Here is a 16,903-nt window from a genome sequence, read left to right as displayed (position 1 = left end):
AGTAACAAGAGCTAACAATTACCACGGAAGAAGTTATATTGATTTTCTTTTCGTCCCTTTTTCCTCTCGATGCTTTGCTAAAAAAGGAGTGCAAAAATACAACTAAAAAATGGTTTTACAAACCTAAAAATGAGATGAGTGTCAATTACTTGACTATTTTCTAAAAATCGATGAAAACTTGACCAATAATCCCTATCTTGAAACCATAAATTTTAACCATTAAAAAATACGATTATGAGTGTGAAAGCAAAATATCAAGCTGTCCTGAATCTTGGCGAACAGTTAAAAATAAAGGATGGTGACGTAAAAGAGGAAGCAGGTATTCTAAAAATAAAAGGACAGGCGGCAACCCAGTACGAGAAAAACCTTTTGTGGGATAAAATAAAGGAACTGGGCGGTGAAAATCCGTCGGATATTAAAGCCAACATTACCGTTGCAGACGAAAGTGTTTATCACAGACACACCGTAAAAAGTGGGGAGTCCCTTAGCAAGATTGCCAAAAAATACTATGGCGACCCAATGAAATACAAGAAAATTTTTGAAGCAAATACCAATATCCTGAAAAATCCGGATGTTATTCATCCAGACCAAGTCTTGGTTATCCCCAACTAAGGGAATCACAAATTAACTTCGGGCGTAGTTGGGATTGAAGCCATTAAGGCCAACAACATCCCAACTACGCCCGAATTGATATTTAGAAGATCAATAAAAAGAAATTTATTTTCCTTCAATTTTACGGAGTGCAAAATTATAAATGCGTTCCAATTGCTCCTTTAATCCCATGTCACTATTATCAAATTCTATGGCATCATCCGCTTTTCTTAAGGGTGAAAATTCGCGATGGGAATCAATATAATCCCTGGTCTGGACATTCTTCAACACTTCGTCATATGAGACCTTCTCGCCTTTGTCCAAAAGCTCCTTATATCTTCTAAACGCCCTGGTTTCTGGTGAAGCCGTCATAAAAATTTTAAATTCGGCATCGGGAAAGACTACGGTACCTATATCCCTACCATCCATTACAACTCCTTTTTTCTTGCCCATTTCCTGTTGCATCCCCACCAATTTTAACCTTACCTTCTCAATTGTAGCAATCTTACTTACTTGTTGGGAAACCGGCAAGGTGCGGATTTCCTTCTCCACATTCTCCCCGTTCAAATACATTTCTGAATACCCAAGGGATTTATTGTAGACAAATTTTAAATCTACCTTGGGAAGAACATCGACCAAGCCATTCAGATTATCATTTTCACCCCCAATAAAACCTTCTCGCATAGCAAAAAGTGTTACCGCCCTGTACATGGCCCCGGTATCTACGTAAACATAATCCAATGCCTTTGCCAACTGATTGGCAATTGTGCTTTTTCCGGTAGACGAATATCCATCAATAGCTATAGTAATCTTTCCCATGGGTCTAAAAATAGTAAGAATTGCTCAATTGGAACATATAGACAAGCCTTAATATTACCATTTTGACAGGGGAATACTTTCAAACTCCAACTCCCAGGCATCATTCAGATCCTGCCAAAACTTTTATCAAATGGCCACAGCTTCCCTAAAAAACAAAAAGTACCTACTATTTTTCTAGTAGGCACTTCCTTTAAATTCATTAAAATCAATCTCTTTACAACTGCTTTGGATTTTTAACGGACTCATCGGTGATGGCAATATCTATCACCTCCTGCATATCGTTTACATAGTGAAAAGTAAGCCCCTTTAAATAGTCCTCCTTAATTTCCAAAATATCCTTCCTGTTATCCTCGCAAAGAATGATCTCCTTTATTTTTGCCCTTTTTGCAGCCAAAATCTTTTCCTTAATCCCCCCAACAGGCAACACTTTTCCCCTTAAGGTTATTTCTCCCGTCATTGCCAGGCTCTTTTTTATTTTTTTCTGGGTGAACAGGGATACCAAAGAGGTTAACATGGTGATTCCAGCACTGGGACCGTCCTTTGGGGTAGCCCCTTCCGGAACATGAATATGAACATTGTACTTATCAAATACTTCAGAATCTATTCCATACCTATCCGAATTGGATTTAATATACTCCATGGCTATGGTGGCAGACTCCTTCATCACCGTGCCCAAGTTACCCGTAATGGTCAGGTTGCCCTTTCCCTTTGACAGGATGGACTCAATAAATAAAATATCCCCACCAACACTAGTCCATGCCAATCCCGTGACCACACCGGCCACCTCGTTATTTTCGTACTTATCCCTTTCCATACGAGCAGGCCCCAAAACCTTTTCAATATCCTCAAAGGAAACCTTTTGGTTGTACTCCTCATCCATTGCTATAGATTTGGCAGCATGCCTTACCATCTTGGCAATTTGTTTCTCCAGGGACCTAACCCCTGATTCCCTGGTATAGCCTTCCACGATCTTTTCCAATTGAGGTTTGCCAATTTTCAAATGTTTTACGGTAAGACCATGTTCCTTTAGCTGCTTGGGCAATAGGTGCCTCCTGGCTATCTCTACTTTTTCCTCTATGGTATAGCCGGTTACGTGTATAATTTCCATCCTATCCCTAAGGGCAGGCTGTATTTCGGACAAACTATTGGCCGTAGCAATGAACATTACTTTGGATAGGTCGTAGCCCATTTCCAAAAAGTTATCATGAAACTCATTGTTCTGTTCCGGATCCAAAACCTCCAACATTGCAGAGGATGGATCACCTTGATGGCTATTGGACAGTTTGTCTATTTCATCCAAAATAAAAACGGGGTTGGATTTACCGGCCTTTTTTAGACTTTGAATAATTCTACCGGGCATAGCCCCTATATAGGTTTTACGATGCCCGCGAATCTCGGCTTCGTCCCTTAGGCCACCCAATGAAATACGCACATACTCCCTTCCCAAAGCCTCCGCTACCGATTTTCCCAGAGAGGTTTTACCAACCCCTGGAGGTCCAAATAAACATAGGATGGGCGATTTCATATCATTTCGCAATTTTAAAACCGCCAAATATTCGATTATCCTTCTTTTAACATCTTCCAGACCATAATGGTCCCTATCCAATATCTTTTGGGCCCTTTTTAAATCGAATTTATCCTTGGAATATTCGTTCCAGGGCAACTCCAAAAACAGATCCAAATAGTTCCTTTGAATGGAATACTCTGCCACCTGAGGATTCATCCGCTGCATTTTGGCCAATTCCTTTTCAAAATGTTCGGCAACGGACTTGTTCCACTTCTTCTTTTTGGCCTTATTCCGCATCTCATCCACTTCCTCTTCATAAGAAAGCCCACCCAATTCCTCTTGGATGGTCTTCATTTGCTGATGAAGATAGTACTCCCGTTGCTGCTGATCCATATCACTTCTCACTTTGGACTGAATATCGTTTTTCAGTTCCAATTTCTGAAGCTCAATGTTCATATATTTAAGGGTAGCTAAAGCACGATCCTGTAAACTTCCTATTTCCAGTAATTCCTGCTTGTCCTTTACGCTCAAGTTAAGGTTGGAACAAACAAAATTTATTAAAAAAGAATCACTCTGAATATTCTTTATAGCAAACGAAGCCTCACTGGGGATATTGGGATTATCCCTTATAATCTGCAAGGACAGTTCTTTAATCGAATCTATAATTGCCCTAAATTCCTTGTCGTCACGCACAGGTCTAACCTCGGTAGTTTCTCTCACGGTAGCTGTAATGTAAGGCTTTTCCGTAAGCACCTCGGCCACCTCAAACCTCTTTTTACCCTGAATGATTACCGTAGTGTTTCCATCGGGCATTTGTAAAACCCTTAATATTCTCGCCACCGTTCCCAACGTATTGATATCCTTTACGCCGGGATTTTCCGTTTCCTCATCTTTTTGCGCTACTACACCAATCACCTTTGATCCGTTATTGGCATCCTTTATCAATTTAATGGATTTATCCCTTCCTGCAGTAATCGGAATTACTACGCCAGGAAACAAAACAGTATTGCGCAAGGGTAATATAGGCAAGGTTTCGGGCAACTTTTCATTATTGATCTCCTCCTCATCCTCAGGTGTCATTAAGGGTATTAATTCCGCATCCTCATCGATCCCGTGCAATGACATTGTGTCAAATTGTATGTTTTTTGTTTTAGCCATATTCTAATTTCGGTCATTCTGTCATTAAAAGACAGAGAAATAATTTATATTTAATCCATTATACACCTCCTTTCCCTATAATAATCAGGAGGTTGGGGATTCTAACATTTCCTTTTCATTTCTATTTGGGCAATTCTTATGCCAACAAAGAAAATCTTTTTATAAATAAACTGTAACATTCCATAAATTACCTCATCTATTAAGCAAACCAATACCTTTTTGAGCCTAGAAAAGAGACATATTGATGAGTTGATACCATTGTGCCTAAAGGGGGACCGTAACGCGCAACTAGAAATTTACAATCGCTATTACAAAGGAATGTACAATGTTTCCTATAGGATTGTAAAAGACAGTGCCATTGCAGAAGATGTAATGCAGGAATCCCTACTAAGTGCACTGACCAAACTGGACCAATTTAAGGGTGAAGTTTCCTTTGGGGCCTGGTTAAAGCGAATTGTGGTAAACAATAGTATTCATCAATATAAAAAGAGATTGAAACGCCAGGAAGTAGATCTTGGAAATGTACTGTACAAGGTCGAAGACAATGATGGATATGTCCCAGATAATGGAATGATTGAACTAAAGGCTCAAAAAGTGATTGAAACCATGAAGCTGTTAAAAGACAATTACAGAATTTCTTTGACCTTACATTTAATTGAAGGATACGATTACGAAGAAATATGCGAAATAATGAAATTGAGTTACGCCAATTGTAGGACATTGATATCCAGGGCAAAAGATAGCCTAAGACAAAAATTAAATACCGAATACCATGGAAGTTGATCATATAGAAAAACTGTTTGAGGAATTAAAGGACTCCTTTGATACAGCGGAACCGGCAGATGGACACCGATCAAGGTTTCTGGCAAAATTGGAAGCCACTTCGAAGGCGTCAACAAAAACCAAAAGGAATCTTTTCGGTTGGAAGCCACTATCCATAGCCGCTGCCTTACTAATATTGTGCAGCCTAGGATTCAATTTCCTTTACACATCCCCAAGCGTACAGCAGCAGGTTTCCAAAATTTCTCCGGAAATAAGCAATACCGAAAACTACTTTGCCAGTGTCATAGAGGACCAGGTAAAAAAAATGCAAAAAGAAAGTACACCCGAAACTCAAAAATTAATTGCCGACACCATGACCCAACTTAGAAACTTGGACAATGATTACAAAAAGATGGAGCAGGATCTATTGGATGGAGGCAATAGCAAACTAATATTAAGTGCCATGATCACCAATTTTCAGACCAGAATAGATCTATTAAATGAAGTACTGGAACAAATTGAAGAAATTAAAAATTTAAAAAACTACGAAAATGAAAATATTACGGCTTAGATATATAATCGCCCTGTTATGGCTTGTACCAATTAGTTCCTTTTCCAAGAATGATATGCCTAGAGGCAAGTATACAAAGGAGAAAACCATTAAAAAAGAATACAAAGTAAATTTGGACGCCTTATTGAAAATCAACAATAGCTATGGAAATTTAAACATCTCCTCCTGGAACCAGGACCGGGTAACCATAGAGGTTCATATCAAGACCTCAGGGGACAACGAAGATAAGGTACAGCGCAAGCTGGATGAAATCAACGTGGATTTTGAGGGCAACAGTACTATGGTCTCCGCCACCACCATCTTTAACAAGAGTAAAAATAGTTGGGGATGGAATTGGGGCAATAGCAACAATGTAAATATGCAGGTAAACTACACGGTAAAGATCCCCATAAAGAACAGCGTTAATCTTAGTAATGACTACGGCAGCATTATTTTGGACAGAATAGACGGCCATGCCAAAATTAGTTGCGACTATGGCCGATTGGAAATAGGGGAACTACACGGTAGAAACAACCAATTATCCTTCGATTACACGTCTAAATCTACCATAGGATACATCAACAGTGGTAAAATTAATGCCGATTATTCGGGCTTTACCATTGAAAAGGCAGGGAACCTAGATATCGTTGCCGACTACACCAATGCCTCGGTCCAATCTATGAAAGACCTGTCCTATGTATGCGATTATGGTAAATTGGAAATAAAGGAAGCACAAAACGTCCAAGGCAACGGAGATTATATAAATGTAAGTCTGGGAACCATTCACGGTAACGTGGATATAAAATCCAGCTACGGGTCCGTGAAAATTGACGAGATGGCACCAGATGCCAAAAACATTCGGATAAATACGGATTATACCGGCATAAAAATAGGGTACTCCCCGGGGTATCATTTCAATTTTGAAATTGATACCAAATATGCGGGAGTAAGTGGAAAGGATGAATTTGAAATAAACATTAGCAATGAAAGATCCAATCAAAATTATTTTAAGGGCTATTACGGAAGTCAAAATAGTGGTAATCTAATGACCATTAACAGTGAATACGGAGGGATTTCATTTTATAAAAAATAATAGTAAACAGGTAAAAAAGATGAAACATATAACACTTGGCCTATTAAGTCTATTTGTCATTGGCTGCATTAGTGCCCAAAGAAACGAGAAAATAAGCGGTAACGGCAATCAGGTTACCTTAGAGAGATCAATAAAGGACTACGATCAAATTGCCATTTCAGGTTTCTTCCATATTGAATTGGTAGATGGTAAGGAAGGTATGCTTACTTTGGTGGGAGAACAAAATATCTTGGACCATATTATAACCGAAGTAACCGGCAATAAATTAACGATAAAAGTAAAAAACGGATATAATCTAAATCCATCTTCCAGAAAAAAAGGGGTTTCCACAACCATTCCTGTAGAAAGCATTACGGCCTTGAGCTTATCGGGCTCCGGGGAAATTGTTGGCAGAAAAACATTAATGGCCAATCATTTTGAAATCGCTATGTCCGGCTCAGGGGACATTGCCTTGGCACTGGATGTAAATTCCATAAACGCCAGTTTGTCCGGTTCCGGGGATATGGCCCTAAGCGGAAAAGCAACCCATTTAACCGTATCCATCTCAGGATCGGGCAATATGAATGCCTATGACCTAATTGCCGAAAATGTGGATGCCACAGTTTCTGGCTCTGCAAATGTAAAGGTAACCGCCAATAACGCAATAAACGCACAAGTTTCTGGTTCGGGAGACATAGATTATTGGGGCAATCCTGAAAAAATAAGCACTAAGGTTTCAGGATCTGGAGACATAACCCAGCATTAAACGGAAATACTCCCTTAAGATTAAGAACTTAAATTTCCCGTGTCTTAACAACCCTGGTCAGTAGAAATGCGCCTGCCATAAAAAACAATCCAAGCAAAATAATGGCATATCGCATACTTCCAAAATATTGGGCAGCAAAACCATACAAGAAAGTACCTATAACAATTCCTATCTTTTCCGCCACATCATAAAAACTAAAGAAAGATGCAGTATCTGTGGTTTCCGGTAAAAATTTGGAATAGGTAGACCTGGAAAGTGCCTGAATCCCTCCCATGACAACACCTACACACCCCGCAGCTATGTAAAAATCCAAAGGCGTAATCAAAAAATAGGCATAAATGCAAATCAACACCCAAAGTATATTCACCACAATAAGTGTCCCAATATTGCCGAAGGCTTTGGATGCCTTGGCGGTAAGTGTTGCCCCAGCAATGGCAACAAGCTGAATAAGAAGAATACTAACAATCAATCCTGTTGTTCTTTCGGAATCCGAATTCCATTGAATCTCCTCTTCCCCAAAATAAGTGGCTATCAGCATCACGGTCTGTACAGCCATACTGTAGATAAAAAAGGCAGCCAAATATCGTTTCAATTTTATTTGCCCTCCCATTTGATGCCACACATTTTTTAGTTCCTTAAAACCATTAAGGATTATATGTTTCCGTGCCCCTTCCCTTTTAAACCCTTTGGGCAGAAAATAAAAGCTATACTGCGAAAACCCTATCCACCACAAGCCTACGGTTAGAAAGGAATATCTCATAGCTTTGATTTCCGCCAATCCGCCAGCGTCGGATTCGATCCCAAAGAGATTGGGCTTCATGACCATTGCCAAATTTAATAGCAATAAAATAACGCTCCCAATATAACCCAGTGAAAATCCTTTTGCACTAATCCCATCCTGTTGTCCAGGAAAAGCTATATCCGGAAGGTAGGAGTTACTAAAGGCAAAACTTACCCAAAATCCCACCAATCCAAAAAAATAACAAATCAGGCTAAAATAAATTTGCTCCAAGGAAAACCAGTACAATCCTATGCAGGACAAGGCTCCCAGATAACAAAACAATTTCATAAAAAGTCTTTTGTTTCCCAAATAATCCGCAATACCGGATAAAATTGGTGTTATCAGGGCTATAAATAAAAATGCGGCCGAGGTAACGTAGCTAATAAGGGGCGCCCTAGCAATTTCCCCACCAAATACCACCACCTTTTCTATCCCGGCCACCCTAAATAAAGCTCCATAAAAAATAGGAAATATAGCGGAAGAAATTACAAGGCTATAGACAGAATTGGCCCAATCATAGAATGCCCACGCATTCAATAACTTTTTACTGCCTTTAACAGGTAGGATTCGACTCATAAACAAAAAAAGCCACTCCTATTAAGAGCAGCTTCCCAATTGAAATTAGTACTTATTTATTTTTATTTCACTTATCACTATTGAAAAGAGGTTATGCCAAATTTAGCCGCTTCTTTTTTCGCTAAAGGGGCCCATTCCGTAAGGTTGGCAATACGGGTTTCATTGGAAGGGTGGGTGCTTAAAAACTCTGGTGGTGCACTACCGCCACTATTGGCCTTCATTCTCTTCCAAAGTTCAGCCGCTTCATCCGGATTATAGCCTGCAATGGCCATAATTTGCAAACCTATCCTATCCGCTTCAGTTTCATGGCTTCTGCTAAAAGGAAGCATTACCCCGACCTGGGATCCTATTCCATATGCTTGATTGAAAATATTTCTTTTTTGCTCATCCTGTATCACTACATTACCGGCCACTGCCCCCAATTGTTGCAAAGTGCCGGCACTCATCCTTTGTGCCCCATGGTCTGCCAAGGCGTGGGCCACCTCATGGCCCATTACTACCGCCACTCCCGTCTCTCCTTGGCATATTGGAAGTATTCCAGTATAAAATACTATTTTACCTCCAGGCATACACCAGGCATTCACCGTTTCATCATTCACCAGATTATATTCCCACTTGTAATCCTTAAGGTATCCCGCATAACCATTGGCAGTTAGCCAACGTTCTGCAGCCGCTGCAATACGCTGACCAGTTTTGGTGATCATTCTTGCATCGTCCGTTCCGGTAATTACCTTGTTCTCTTCAAGAAATTGGTCATATTGGGCAAAAGCCGTTGGAAAAAGTTGACTATTGGGGTAAAAGTTCAAAACCTTTTGCCCTGTAAAAGGATTGGTCTTACAGGCTACAACCCCTAAAAAGACCATTATTGCTAAAACTATTTTTTTCATCTTAAGATTAGATATTTATTCCCCGAAAATTACAAAAAAATTACGCACCAATAATGTGCAATAAAGTAAAATCCTTGCTGACATGTATATTATTGTTACCGTTTAACTTGACATCTTTCAGATCCACAAACTCATTATCTACTTGAATTTTCTTTATTTTGAAGGGTAGCCCATGAAGATTCATTTTAAAGGTTTCATAGGAGGTTATAAAACTTCCATCCTTAAACTGTTGAATAAGAAGTTCATTAGGCTTTCCTTTTAAATTGAAGTTTCTAAGGCTGTATCTGCCTTTTTTATAATCGTAGCCATCCTGGCCATCCTCATAAACGGTTGACGTTTCTACACCATTTTTATAGTATACATCCAAAACCAATTCCTTGATTTCAAGTTCACCCACGTATTGTTGCACAGGGTATTTTGGAATCATGGCACCTTCTTTAATAAAGATTGGAATTTTATCCAAACCGGCCACCACCCATTTCTCCATACCACCAACTACGGCCTCATTGGTCCAATAATTATACCATATGCCCCTTGGCAGGTACATTCTACGCCCCTGGGCATTTGGTTCCTGTACCGGACAAACTAGAATTTGTTCCCCAAATATAAATTCATCGGTCCTAAAATGTGTTTGGTGATCTTCTTGATCAAAATGTACCAATGGCTTCAACATGGGCACCCCTTCTTTGGAATACCTATAGAACATGGTGTACAAATAAGGCAAAAGCTGATAGCGCAATTCAATAAACTTCCGCACAATGTTGGTTACTTCATCATCAAAGGACCATGGTTCCTGATCGCCATGATCACCACTGGAATGCACCCTACAGAACGGATGGAAAACCCCCAATTGAATCCATCTGGCAAATAGTTCGCCATTAGGTTGTTCCGCAAACCCGCCAATATCCGAACCTACAAACGAATATCCGCTCATACACATACGCTGAGCCTGCACGTTCGCAATCCATAAATGTTCCCATGTAGCCACATTATCGCCGGTCCATGTAGAAGAAAACCTTTGGGTCCCTGCAAATGCTGCCCTGGTAATTACAAAAGGCCTCTTTGGATATACATACTTTTTAATACCCTCATAGGTAGCACGGACCATTTGCATTCCATAAACGTTGTGGGCTTTTCTATGGGAGCATGGATGTCCATCAAAATCATGTCGGGTATCCAAAGGTGCCGTTTTGGTGGGCACCTCCATAACCGCTGGTTCATTCATATCGTTCCAAACGGCATGCACACCAATTTCCGACATCATTTCCTTATAAAGTTCGGCCCACCATTCCCTTACCGTTGGATTGGTAAAATCTGGAAAATTGCACTCTCCCGGCCACACCTTGCCTTTCATGTAAGCACCATCGGCCCGTTTGCAGAAATAATCGTTTTCAATAGCCTCTTGATATACCCAATAATCCTTATCTATCTTTATCCCCGGATCTATCATCACAACCGTCTTAAACCCTTTCTCCTCCAGATCGGAAATCATCTTTTTCGGATTTGGAAAACGCGATTTGTCCCAAGTAAAGCACCTAAATCCGTCCATATAATCGATGTCCAAATAAATGGCATCACAAGGAATCCTCATTTTCCTAAAATTCTTGGCTATAGCCCTAACATTACTCTCCGGATAGTAGCTCCATTTGGATTGATGATAACCCATAGCCCACATTGGTGGCAACTCTGGCGTCCCCGTTAAGTTGGTGTAGGCTTTGACCACTTGGCTCATTTGGGGTCCATAGATAAAATAATAATTCATCTCTCCCCCATCTGCCCAAAAACTGGTTACATTTCTCCGCTCATGCGCGAAATCAAAATTCGTCTTAAAGGTATTGTCAAAGAAAATCCCATAGGCCTTATTGTTGTGCAAGCCTATAAAAAATGGAATTGCCTTATATAAAGGATCCTGATCCTTTCCATAGGCGTATTGATCCGTTACCCAGTTGCTTACACGTTTCCCTTTAAGGTTGGAATGTGTTGCCTTATCCCCCAAACCGTAGAAACTTTCGGCGTTTTGGGTAATCTTGCTCATTTTTACAGAATTCCCCCCAAACTCATAATTCTCCTCCCAATGAAAACCAAGTTCATCCTCATTAATAATATTGCCATCAAGATCGGAAATTTGGGTTCTCAACGTCTTTTTATCCAAAAGCACTTTTAGTTTGGCCGTATACACCAAATACTCTGTAGCAGTCTCTTCCACCTTAAGGTGATTAAACCCAATGCTAACATTTTCACTGATGGAATATGAAAAGTCTGGTTCAAAAATATTTTCGGTCGCATACCTAAACCTCAATATACTGTCCCGCAAAATTGTCAACTCCAAAATGACCCCGTTGGAGGTGGTAAAATACAATTTGTCCGTGTCCCTATGAAATTCAACAATTGTATTGGGGTATAAATTGCCTTTGTATTCAAGTTCAGTATTAGTGATCATGGGCGGTTAATTTTCGAATACAAAAAAAATACATTCATATGAATTAAAGAAATGATAAGCGCTGCAATTATATTCCGTTGGCATTATAATACCTAAAATCACTTAAAAACGACCACTCCGAGTGGTGGTATGGTGATTTCCACGGACTTATCAAATCCATGCCATGCGGTTTTCCCTATTTTCAATGCGCTGTTTTTCATCCCCGTACCGCCATATTTTGTGTCATCACTATTGAAAATTTCCTTTAATTGTCCTGATTTTGGAACCCCCATTCTATAATTTTTCCTAGGTACCGGAGTAAAATTACAGGCTATATAGATATTCTGCTTAGGATCAATTCCTTTTCTAATATAGGTAAGGACGGAATTTTGATGGTCCCCGTAATCTATCCATTGAAAACCTTCTGGACTAAATTGTTTCTCGTATAGGGCTGGATACTCCTGATATAATTTGTTTAGATCCTTCACCAAATTTTGGATTCCAATATGAAAGTCATATTGTAAGAGATGCCAATCCAAACTTTTTTGAAAATTCCATTCGGAAGATTGACCAAATTCGCCTCCCATAAATATCAGGTTGGCCCCGGGATGGGTATACATATACCCAAAAAGCAATCTTAGGTTGGCAAAACGCTGCCATTCATCTCCTGGCATCCTATACAATAGGGATCGTTTACCATAAACCACTTCGTCATGGGAAAAGGGCAACATAAAATTCTCCGTAAAGGCATAGGTAGCACTAAAGGTAAGGTCGTTTTGATGGTGTTTCCTATAAATGGGTTCTTTTTTAAAGTATTCCAAGGTATCGTGCATCCAACCCATCATCCATTTCATTCCAAAACCAAGGCCTCCCATGCTTACGGGTTTGGACACCATAGAAAAAGAGGTGGATTCTTCCGCAATCATCTGTATCCCCTCAAAATTGGAATAAACGGTTTCATTGAGTTCCCGTATAAATGAAATTGCCTCCAAATTCTCGTTATTGCCGTATATATTGGGTTCCCACTGACCTTCATCCCTGGAATAATCCAAATAAAGCATGGATGCTACGGCGTCTACACGAAGTGCATCTGCATGGAACTGATCCAACCAAAACATGGCATTACTGATCAGAAATGCCCTTACCTCATTTCTCCCATAATTAAATATCAAACTTTTCCAATCAGGATGATATCCCCTTCTGCTATCGGGATGCTCATAAAGGTGGGATCCATCAAAAAACCCCAAACCGTGGGCATCTTCAGGAAAATGCGAGGGCACCCAATCCAGGATAACCCCAATTCCATTTTGATGCAATGCATCTACCAATACTTTAAACCCTTCAGGTTTTCCGAATCTAGAAGTAGGGGCAAAATAGCCTGTTAACTGGTATCCCCACGATGGATCGTACGGATATTCCATGATGGGCATAAACTCCACATGGGTAAAATTCATTTCCTTAACGTAGTTCACCAATTCTTCGGCCAATTCCGAATAGGTCAAATAATCATTGTTCGATTTTCTCTTCCAAGATCCCAAATGGACCTCATATACAGCAAATGGCTTGTTAAGCGCATTTTTCTCCTTTCTGGATTTCATCCAGTTTTCGTCTCCCCATTGATGTTTGTCCTCCCACACTATAGATGCCGTCATAGGTGGATGTTCACAGCTTCGGGCAAAAGGGTCCGCCTTTTCGGTAACCACGCCATGATTTGTAGAGTGAATAACATATTTGTACAAAGTACCTTTTCCCAAGTCGGGAACAAATCCCTCCCAGATACCACTACCATCCCAACGCACATACAGCTTATGGTCAGCTTCGTACCAATTGTTGAAATCGCCCACCACTGAAACGGAACGGGCCGAAGGAGCCCAAACTGCAAAATAAGTGCCTTTTACCCCATTGACTTCAATAAGATGTGAACCTAACTTTTCATATAATTTGAAGTGTTTGCCCGCCTTAAATAGATTTATATCAAAATCTGTAAATAAACTATGGGATACTACTTTGGTCATGATTACGTTATTTAGTGTACTATTTGGACAACTTTGTTCCGTAATTTGGATATACGAACAACAAGTTTTCCCTAAAACCTAACTTTGCAAGTATAGATATAAAAAATGGAACGCTTTTTGAAACTACAATAAAAATACAATAACATTTATAGATTTTGATTAAACACTAAAATAAATATTATGAAAAAAGTTACCTTATTACTCGGCGCATTTATTGCTTTATTTTTTATCTCCTGTGAAGGACCTGCAGGCCCTCCTGGCTTTGATGGTTTAGATGGACGTGACGGAGATGATGGCCTGGACGGTGTAAACATTTTGGGAACCGTTATCGATATTGAGGGCGATTTTAACCCGAGCGATTACTCTATAACATATCAATTTCCACAAACTGTAGAGGTTTTTGAAACCGATGTCGTTTTGGTTTATATTTTATGGGAGCAGCTTGATGGTGGAAACGAGCCTCCTATTGATGTTTGGCGTCTTTTACCACAAACCGTTTTATTAAATCAAGGAATTTTACAATACAACTATGACCACACCTTCTTGGACGTTAGTATTTTCCTGGATGGTGATTTTGACTTAGGCACCCTTACTTCGGCAGATACCCAAAACCAGGTTTTTAGAATAGCCATTTTACCCGCAGAAAAGTTGGCAGGTTCCAAATTGGACAAATCCAATATTAATGCAGTCATGAGTACTATAGGCGTTGAAGAAAAAGATGTAAAACGATTTACATTGGATTAAACTTTGTTACAATATGTACTTGGCCCTTAATTCCTTAAGGAAATAAGGGCTATTTTTATACATTGAAACCCTAATTCAGGAATTGACGTAAGTGAATTGATGAAAGGAAGCCAATCGCACTTCGTCTAAATGTGGGAAGTACAATAAATTAAGATACGCTATGAAAAAAATATTATTCGCACTATGTGTGGTTCTTATTGGATGCAAGGGAACCTCGCAGGAAAAGGAGGCCCCTAAAGGGGATACCAAAAAAAAGGAGCAGTTTAAAGTCACCAAAACCGAGGCCGAGTGGAGAAAACAGCTTACAGACATGCAGTTCTATGTCCTTAGAAAGGCAGGTACGGAAAACCCTGGATCCAGCGAGTTGCTGAACAATAAACAAAAAGGTGTTTATACCTGTGCGGCCTGTGGAACCGAACTTTTTAAAAGTGAACACAAATTTGATTCCGGAACGGGCTGGCCCAGTTTTGACAGGGAGATAAAGGGAAATGTGGCCTATGACGTTGATTATGATCTGGGCTATGCCAGGACTGAAGAACATTGTGCCACCTGCGGGGGACACTTGGGACATGTTTTTAACGATGGACCTAGAGAAACCACTGGTAAGAGACATTGCATTAACGGTGCTGCCCTAAACTTTGTACCGAAAAAATAAGGTAGGGCCGCAATTCAGCAAATTATATTCATCATAAGGCTGGCCAGCAACTACATACGGGCCAGCCTATTTTATTCCAATTAATTTAAAATGGCCTCTGTGTGGATTCAGTATGGTTTTGTAACTTTGCCACTTCATAATTTATTTACCAAAAAAAATATAAATGAGCAATTTTGATATTATTGTATTAGGTAGTGGTCCTGGAGGTTATGTAGCCGCAATCAGAGCCTCTCAATTGGGATTTAAGACTGCCATTATAGAAAAGGAAAATCTAGGTGGCGTTTGTTTAAATTGGGGATGCATCCCTACCAAAGCATTATTGAAATCCGCTCAGGTTTTCGAATATTTGCTCCATGCAGCCGATTACGGACTAAAGGCCGAAGGCGTGGACAAGGACTTTAATGCCGTAGTCAAGAGAAGTAGGAACGTTGCAGAAGGAATGAGCAAGGGCGTTCAATTTTTGATGAAAAAAAATAAAATTGAAGTCATTAAGGGTTATGGTACCCTAAAGCCAGGAAAAAAAATAAGTGTAAAGTCCGATGACGGCAAAGAAACAGAGTATTCGGCCAACAACATAATTATTGCTACAGGTGCACGTAGCAGGGAACTGCCAAGTTTACCACAGGATGGCAAAAAAATTATAGGCTACCGGGAGGCCATGTCCTTGGACAAGCAACCAAAGAAAATGCTTGTTGTGGGTAGTGGGGCCATAGGTATCGAATTTGCCTATTTCTACAACGCCATGGGCACAGAAGTAACCGTAGTGGAGTTCTTGCCAAACGTTGTACCGGTAGAGGACGAAGAAGTTTCCAAACAATTGGAGCGCAGTCTTAAAAAGACGGGAATAAAAATTATGACCTCTTCCGAAGTAACCAAGGTAGACACCTCCGGTGCAGGAGTGAAGGCCACCGTTAAAACAAGCAAGGGAGAAGAAATCCTAGAGGCCGATATCGTATTGTCTGCCGTGGGCATTAAGACCAATATTGAAAATATTGGTTTGGAAAATGTTGGTATCGCCACGGATAGGGATAAAATTTTGGTAAACGATTATTATCAGACCAATATTCCCGGATACTTCGCCATTGGCGATGTAACACCCGGGCAAGCCTTGGCCCACGTTGCATCGGCAGAAGGAATACTTTGTGTGGAGAAAATTGCGGATATGCACGTGGAACCCTTGGACTATGGCAACATTCCCGGGTGCACCTACTGCTCTCCTGAAATAGCTTCTGTTGGACTTACGGAAAAACAGGCTATTGAAAAAGGATATGAAATAAAAGTTGGTAAATTCCCATTCTCAGCTAGTGGAAAAGCCAGTGCTTCCGGTAACAAGGAAGGCTTTGTAAAAGTAATTTTTGATGCCAAATACGGCGAATGGCTAGGATGCCACATGATCGGTGCAGGAGTTACGGACATGATTGCAGAAGCAGTAGTTGCACGTAAATTGGAGACTACAGGCCATGAAATCCTGAAAGCCGTGCATCCCCACCCTACCATGAGTGAAGCGGTAATGGAGGCTGTAGCACATGCCTACGGGGAAGTAATACACATATAAAACCAGGCTCTCTTCCTTAAAAATTTAGACCCGTTAGCCCTATATC

The 16,903-nt window shown here is 40.2% G+C and carries 14 protein-coding genes; 8 read left to right on the top strand and 6 right to left on the bottom strand.

All coding sequences use genetic code 11. The features are described from left to right. Positions 1-234: 234 nt before the first annotated feature. The gene (locus B9Y87_RS03005; RefSeq protein ID WP_031442955.1) at positions 235-612 is read left to right on the top strand and encodes a LysM peptidoglycan-binding domain-containing protein; all 378 of its coding nucleotides are present in this window, start codon (positions 235-237) and stop codon (positions 610-612) included. A 105-nt stretch (positions 613-717) separates the two neighbouring features. Here the strand turns inward: B9Y87_RS03005 and cmk are convergent, their stop codons facing one another. Further along, positions 718-1,410, bottom strand: a complete 693-nt coding sequence (cmk, locus tag B9Y87_RS03000) for a (d)CMP kinase (RefSeq protein WP_085496008.1) — start codon at positions 1,408-1,410, stop codon at positions 718-720. Between the two features lie 214 nt (positions 1,411-1,624). Next, positions 1,625-4,075, bottom strand: a complete 2,451-nt coding sequence (gene lon, locus B9Y87_RS02995; protein ID WP_085496005.1) for an endopeptidase La — start codon at positions 4,073-4,075, stop codon at positions 1,625-1,627. A 219-nt stretch (positions 4,076-4,294) separates the two neighbouring features. On the opposite strand from lon, the gene B9Y87_RS02990 reads away from it, so the two are divergent. From B9Y87_RS02990 to B9Y87_RS02975, 4 genes are read left to right on the top strand one after another with little or no spacing between them, the layout of a single operon-like run. Next, the gene (locus B9Y87_RS02990; protein WP_085496003.1) at positions 4,295-4,858 is read left to right on the top strand and encodes an RNA polymerase sigma factor; all 564 of its coding nucleotides are present in this window, start codon (positions 4,295-4,297) and stop codon (positions 4,856-4,858) included. Next, on the top strand, positions 4,848-5,408 hold the full coding sequence (locus B9Y87_RS02985) for a hypothetical protein (RefSeq protein ID WP_085496000.1): 561 nt from the start codon (positions 4,848-4,850) through the stop codon (positions 5,406-5,408). The genes B9Y87_RS02990 and B9Y87_RS02985 overlap by 11 nt, the downstream gene beginning before the upstream one ends. Further along, entirely contained in the window at positions 5,389-6,480 is a 1,092-nt protein-coding gene (locus B9Y87_RS02980) for a DUF4097 family beta strand repeat-containing protein (RefSeq protein ID WP_085495998.1), read from the top strand. Before B9Y87_RS02985 ends, B9Y87_RS02980 begins: the two co-directional genes overlap by 20 nt. A gap of 19 nt (positions 6,481-6,499) precedes the next feature. Further along, positions 6,500-7,225: a head GIN domain-containing protein gene (locus B9Y87_RS02975; protein ID WP_085496641.1), complete on the top strand. Its 726-nt coding sequence runs from the start codon at positions 6,500-6,502 to the stop codon at positions 7,223-7,225. A 28-nt stretch (positions 7,226-7,253) separates the two neighbouring features. Here the strand turns inward: B9Y87_RS02975 and B9Y87_RS02970 are convergent, their stop codons facing one another. The 4 genes from B9Y87_RS02970 to glgB all read right to left on the bottom strand — a co-directional run bounded on the left by B9Y87_RS02970 (position 7,254) and on the right by glgB (position 13,903). Then, the gene (locus B9Y87_RS02970; protein WP_085495996.1) at positions 7,254-8,582 is read right to left on the bottom strand and encodes an MFS transporter; all 1,329 of its coding nucleotides are present in this window, start codon (positions 8,580-8,582) and stop codon (positions 7,254-7,256) included. 77 nt (positions 8,583-8,659) lie between these two features. Further along, positions 8,660-9,469, bottom strand: a complete 810-nt coding sequence (locus B9Y87_RS02965; RefSeq protein ID WP_085495994.1) for a M48 family metallopeptidase — start codon at positions 9,467-9,469, stop codon at positions 8,660-8,662. A gap of 40 nt (positions 9,470-9,509) precedes the next feature. Further along, a complete protein-coding gene (locus tag B9Y87_RS02960) occupies positions 9,510-11,909 on the bottom strand; it encodes a glycoside hydrolase family 31 protein (protein WP_085495992.1) in 2,400 nt (799 codons plus the stop codon). Positions 11,910-12,007: 98 nt separating this feature from the next. Next, the gene (gene glgB, locus B9Y87_RS02955; protein ID WP_085495990.1) at positions 12,008-13,903 is read right to left on the bottom strand and encodes a 1,4-alpha-glucan branching protein GlgB; all 1,896 of its coding nucleotides are present in this window, start codon (positions 13,901-13,903) and stop codon (positions 12,008-12,010) included. Between the two features lie 180 nt (positions 13,904-14,083). Here glgB and B9Y87_RS02950 point away from each other — a divergent pair, with 180 nt between their 5' ends. From B9Y87_RS02950 to lpdA, 3 genes are all read left to right on the top strand, one after another. Next, a complete protein-coding gene (locus B9Y87_RS02950; RefSeq protein WP_085495988.1) occupies positions 14,084-14,647 on the top strand; it encodes a hypothetical protein in 564 nt (187 codons plus the stop codon). A 160-nt stretch (positions 14,648-14,807) separates the two neighbouring features. Beyond that, positions 14,808-15,302, top strand: a complete 495-nt coding sequence (msrB, locus tag B9Y87_RS02945; protein ID WP_085495986.1) for a peptide-methionine (R)-S-oxide reductase MsrB — start codon at positions 14,808-14,810, stop codon at positions 15,300-15,302. 163 nt (positions 15,303-15,465) lie between these two features. Then, positions 15,466-16,857, top strand: a complete 1,392-nt coding sequence (lpdA, locus tag B9Y87_RS02940; protein ID WP_085495983.1) for a dihydrolipoyl dehydrogenase — start codon at positions 15,466-15,468, stop codon at positions 16,855-16,857. The last annotated feature ends 46 nt before the right edge of the window (positions 16,858-16,903 follow it).

The organism is Arenibacter troitsensis, from assembly GCF_900177645.1.
Taxonomy (GTDB): Bacteria; Bacteroidota; Bacteroidia; order Flavobacteriales; family Flavobacteriaceae; genus Arenibacter; species Arenibacter troitsensis.
Note: the sequence above shows the minus strand (reverse complement) of the source record. Positions and strands in the feature narration are given on the sequence as shown.

What these genes read in the sequence shown, in the direction of transcription:
- B9Y87_RS02965 (WP_085495994.1), bottom strand. Translation starts at nt 9,469, where the DNA reads ATGAAAAAAATAGTTTTAGCAATAATGGTCTTTTTAGGGGTTGTAGCC.
- B9Y87_RS02985 (WP_085496000.1), top strand. Translation starts at nt 4,848, where the DNA reads ATGGAAGTTGATCATATAGAAAAACTGTTTGAGGAATTAAAGGACTCC.
- B9Y87_RS02975 (WP_085496641.1), top strand. Translation starts at nt 6,500, where the DNA reads ATGAAACATATAACACTTGGCCTATTAAGTCTATTTGTCATTGGCTGC.
- B9Y87_RS02970 (WP_085495996.1), bottom strand. Translation starts at nt 8,582, where the DNA reads ATGAGTCGAATCCTACCTGTTAAAGGCAGTAAAAAGTTATTGAATGCG.
- B9Y87_RS03005 (WP_031442955.1), top strand. Translation starts at nt 235, where the DNA reads ATGAGTGTGAAAGCAAAATATCAAGCTGTCCTGAATCTTGGCGAACAG.
- lpdA (WP_085495983.1), top strand. Translation starts at nt 15,466, where the DNA reads ATGAGCAATTTTGATATTATTGTATTAGGTAGTGGTCCTGGAGGTTAT.
- glgB (WP_085495990.1), bottom strand. Translation starts at nt 13,903, where the DNA reads ATGACCAAAGTAGTATCCCATAGTTTATTTACAGATTTTGATATAAAT.
- B9Y87_RS02950 (WP_085495988.1), top strand. Translation starts at nt 14,084, where the DNA reads ATGAAAAAAGTTACCTTATTACTCGGCGCATTTATTGCTTTATTTTTT.
- B9Y87_RS02980 (WP_085495998.1), top strand. Translation starts at nt 5,389, where the DNA reads ATGAAAATATTACGGCTTAGATATATAATCGCCCTGTTATGGCTTGTA.
- lon (WP_085496005.1), bottom strand. Translation starts at nt 4,075, where the DNA reads ATGGCTAAAACAAAAAACATACAATTTGACACAATGTCATTGCACGGG.
- msrB (WP_085495986.1), top strand. Translation starts at nt 14,808, where the DNA reads ATGAAAAAAATATTATTCGCACTATGTGTGGTTCTTATTGGATGCAAG.
- B9Y87_RS02960 (WP_085495992.1), bottom strand. Translation starts at nt 11,909, where the DNA reads ATGATCACTAATACTGAACTTGAATACAAAGGCAATTTATACCCCAAT.
- cmk (WP_085496008.1), bottom strand. Translation starts at nt 1,410, where the DNA reads ATGGGAAAGATTACTATAGCTATTGATGGATATTCGTCTACCGGAAAA.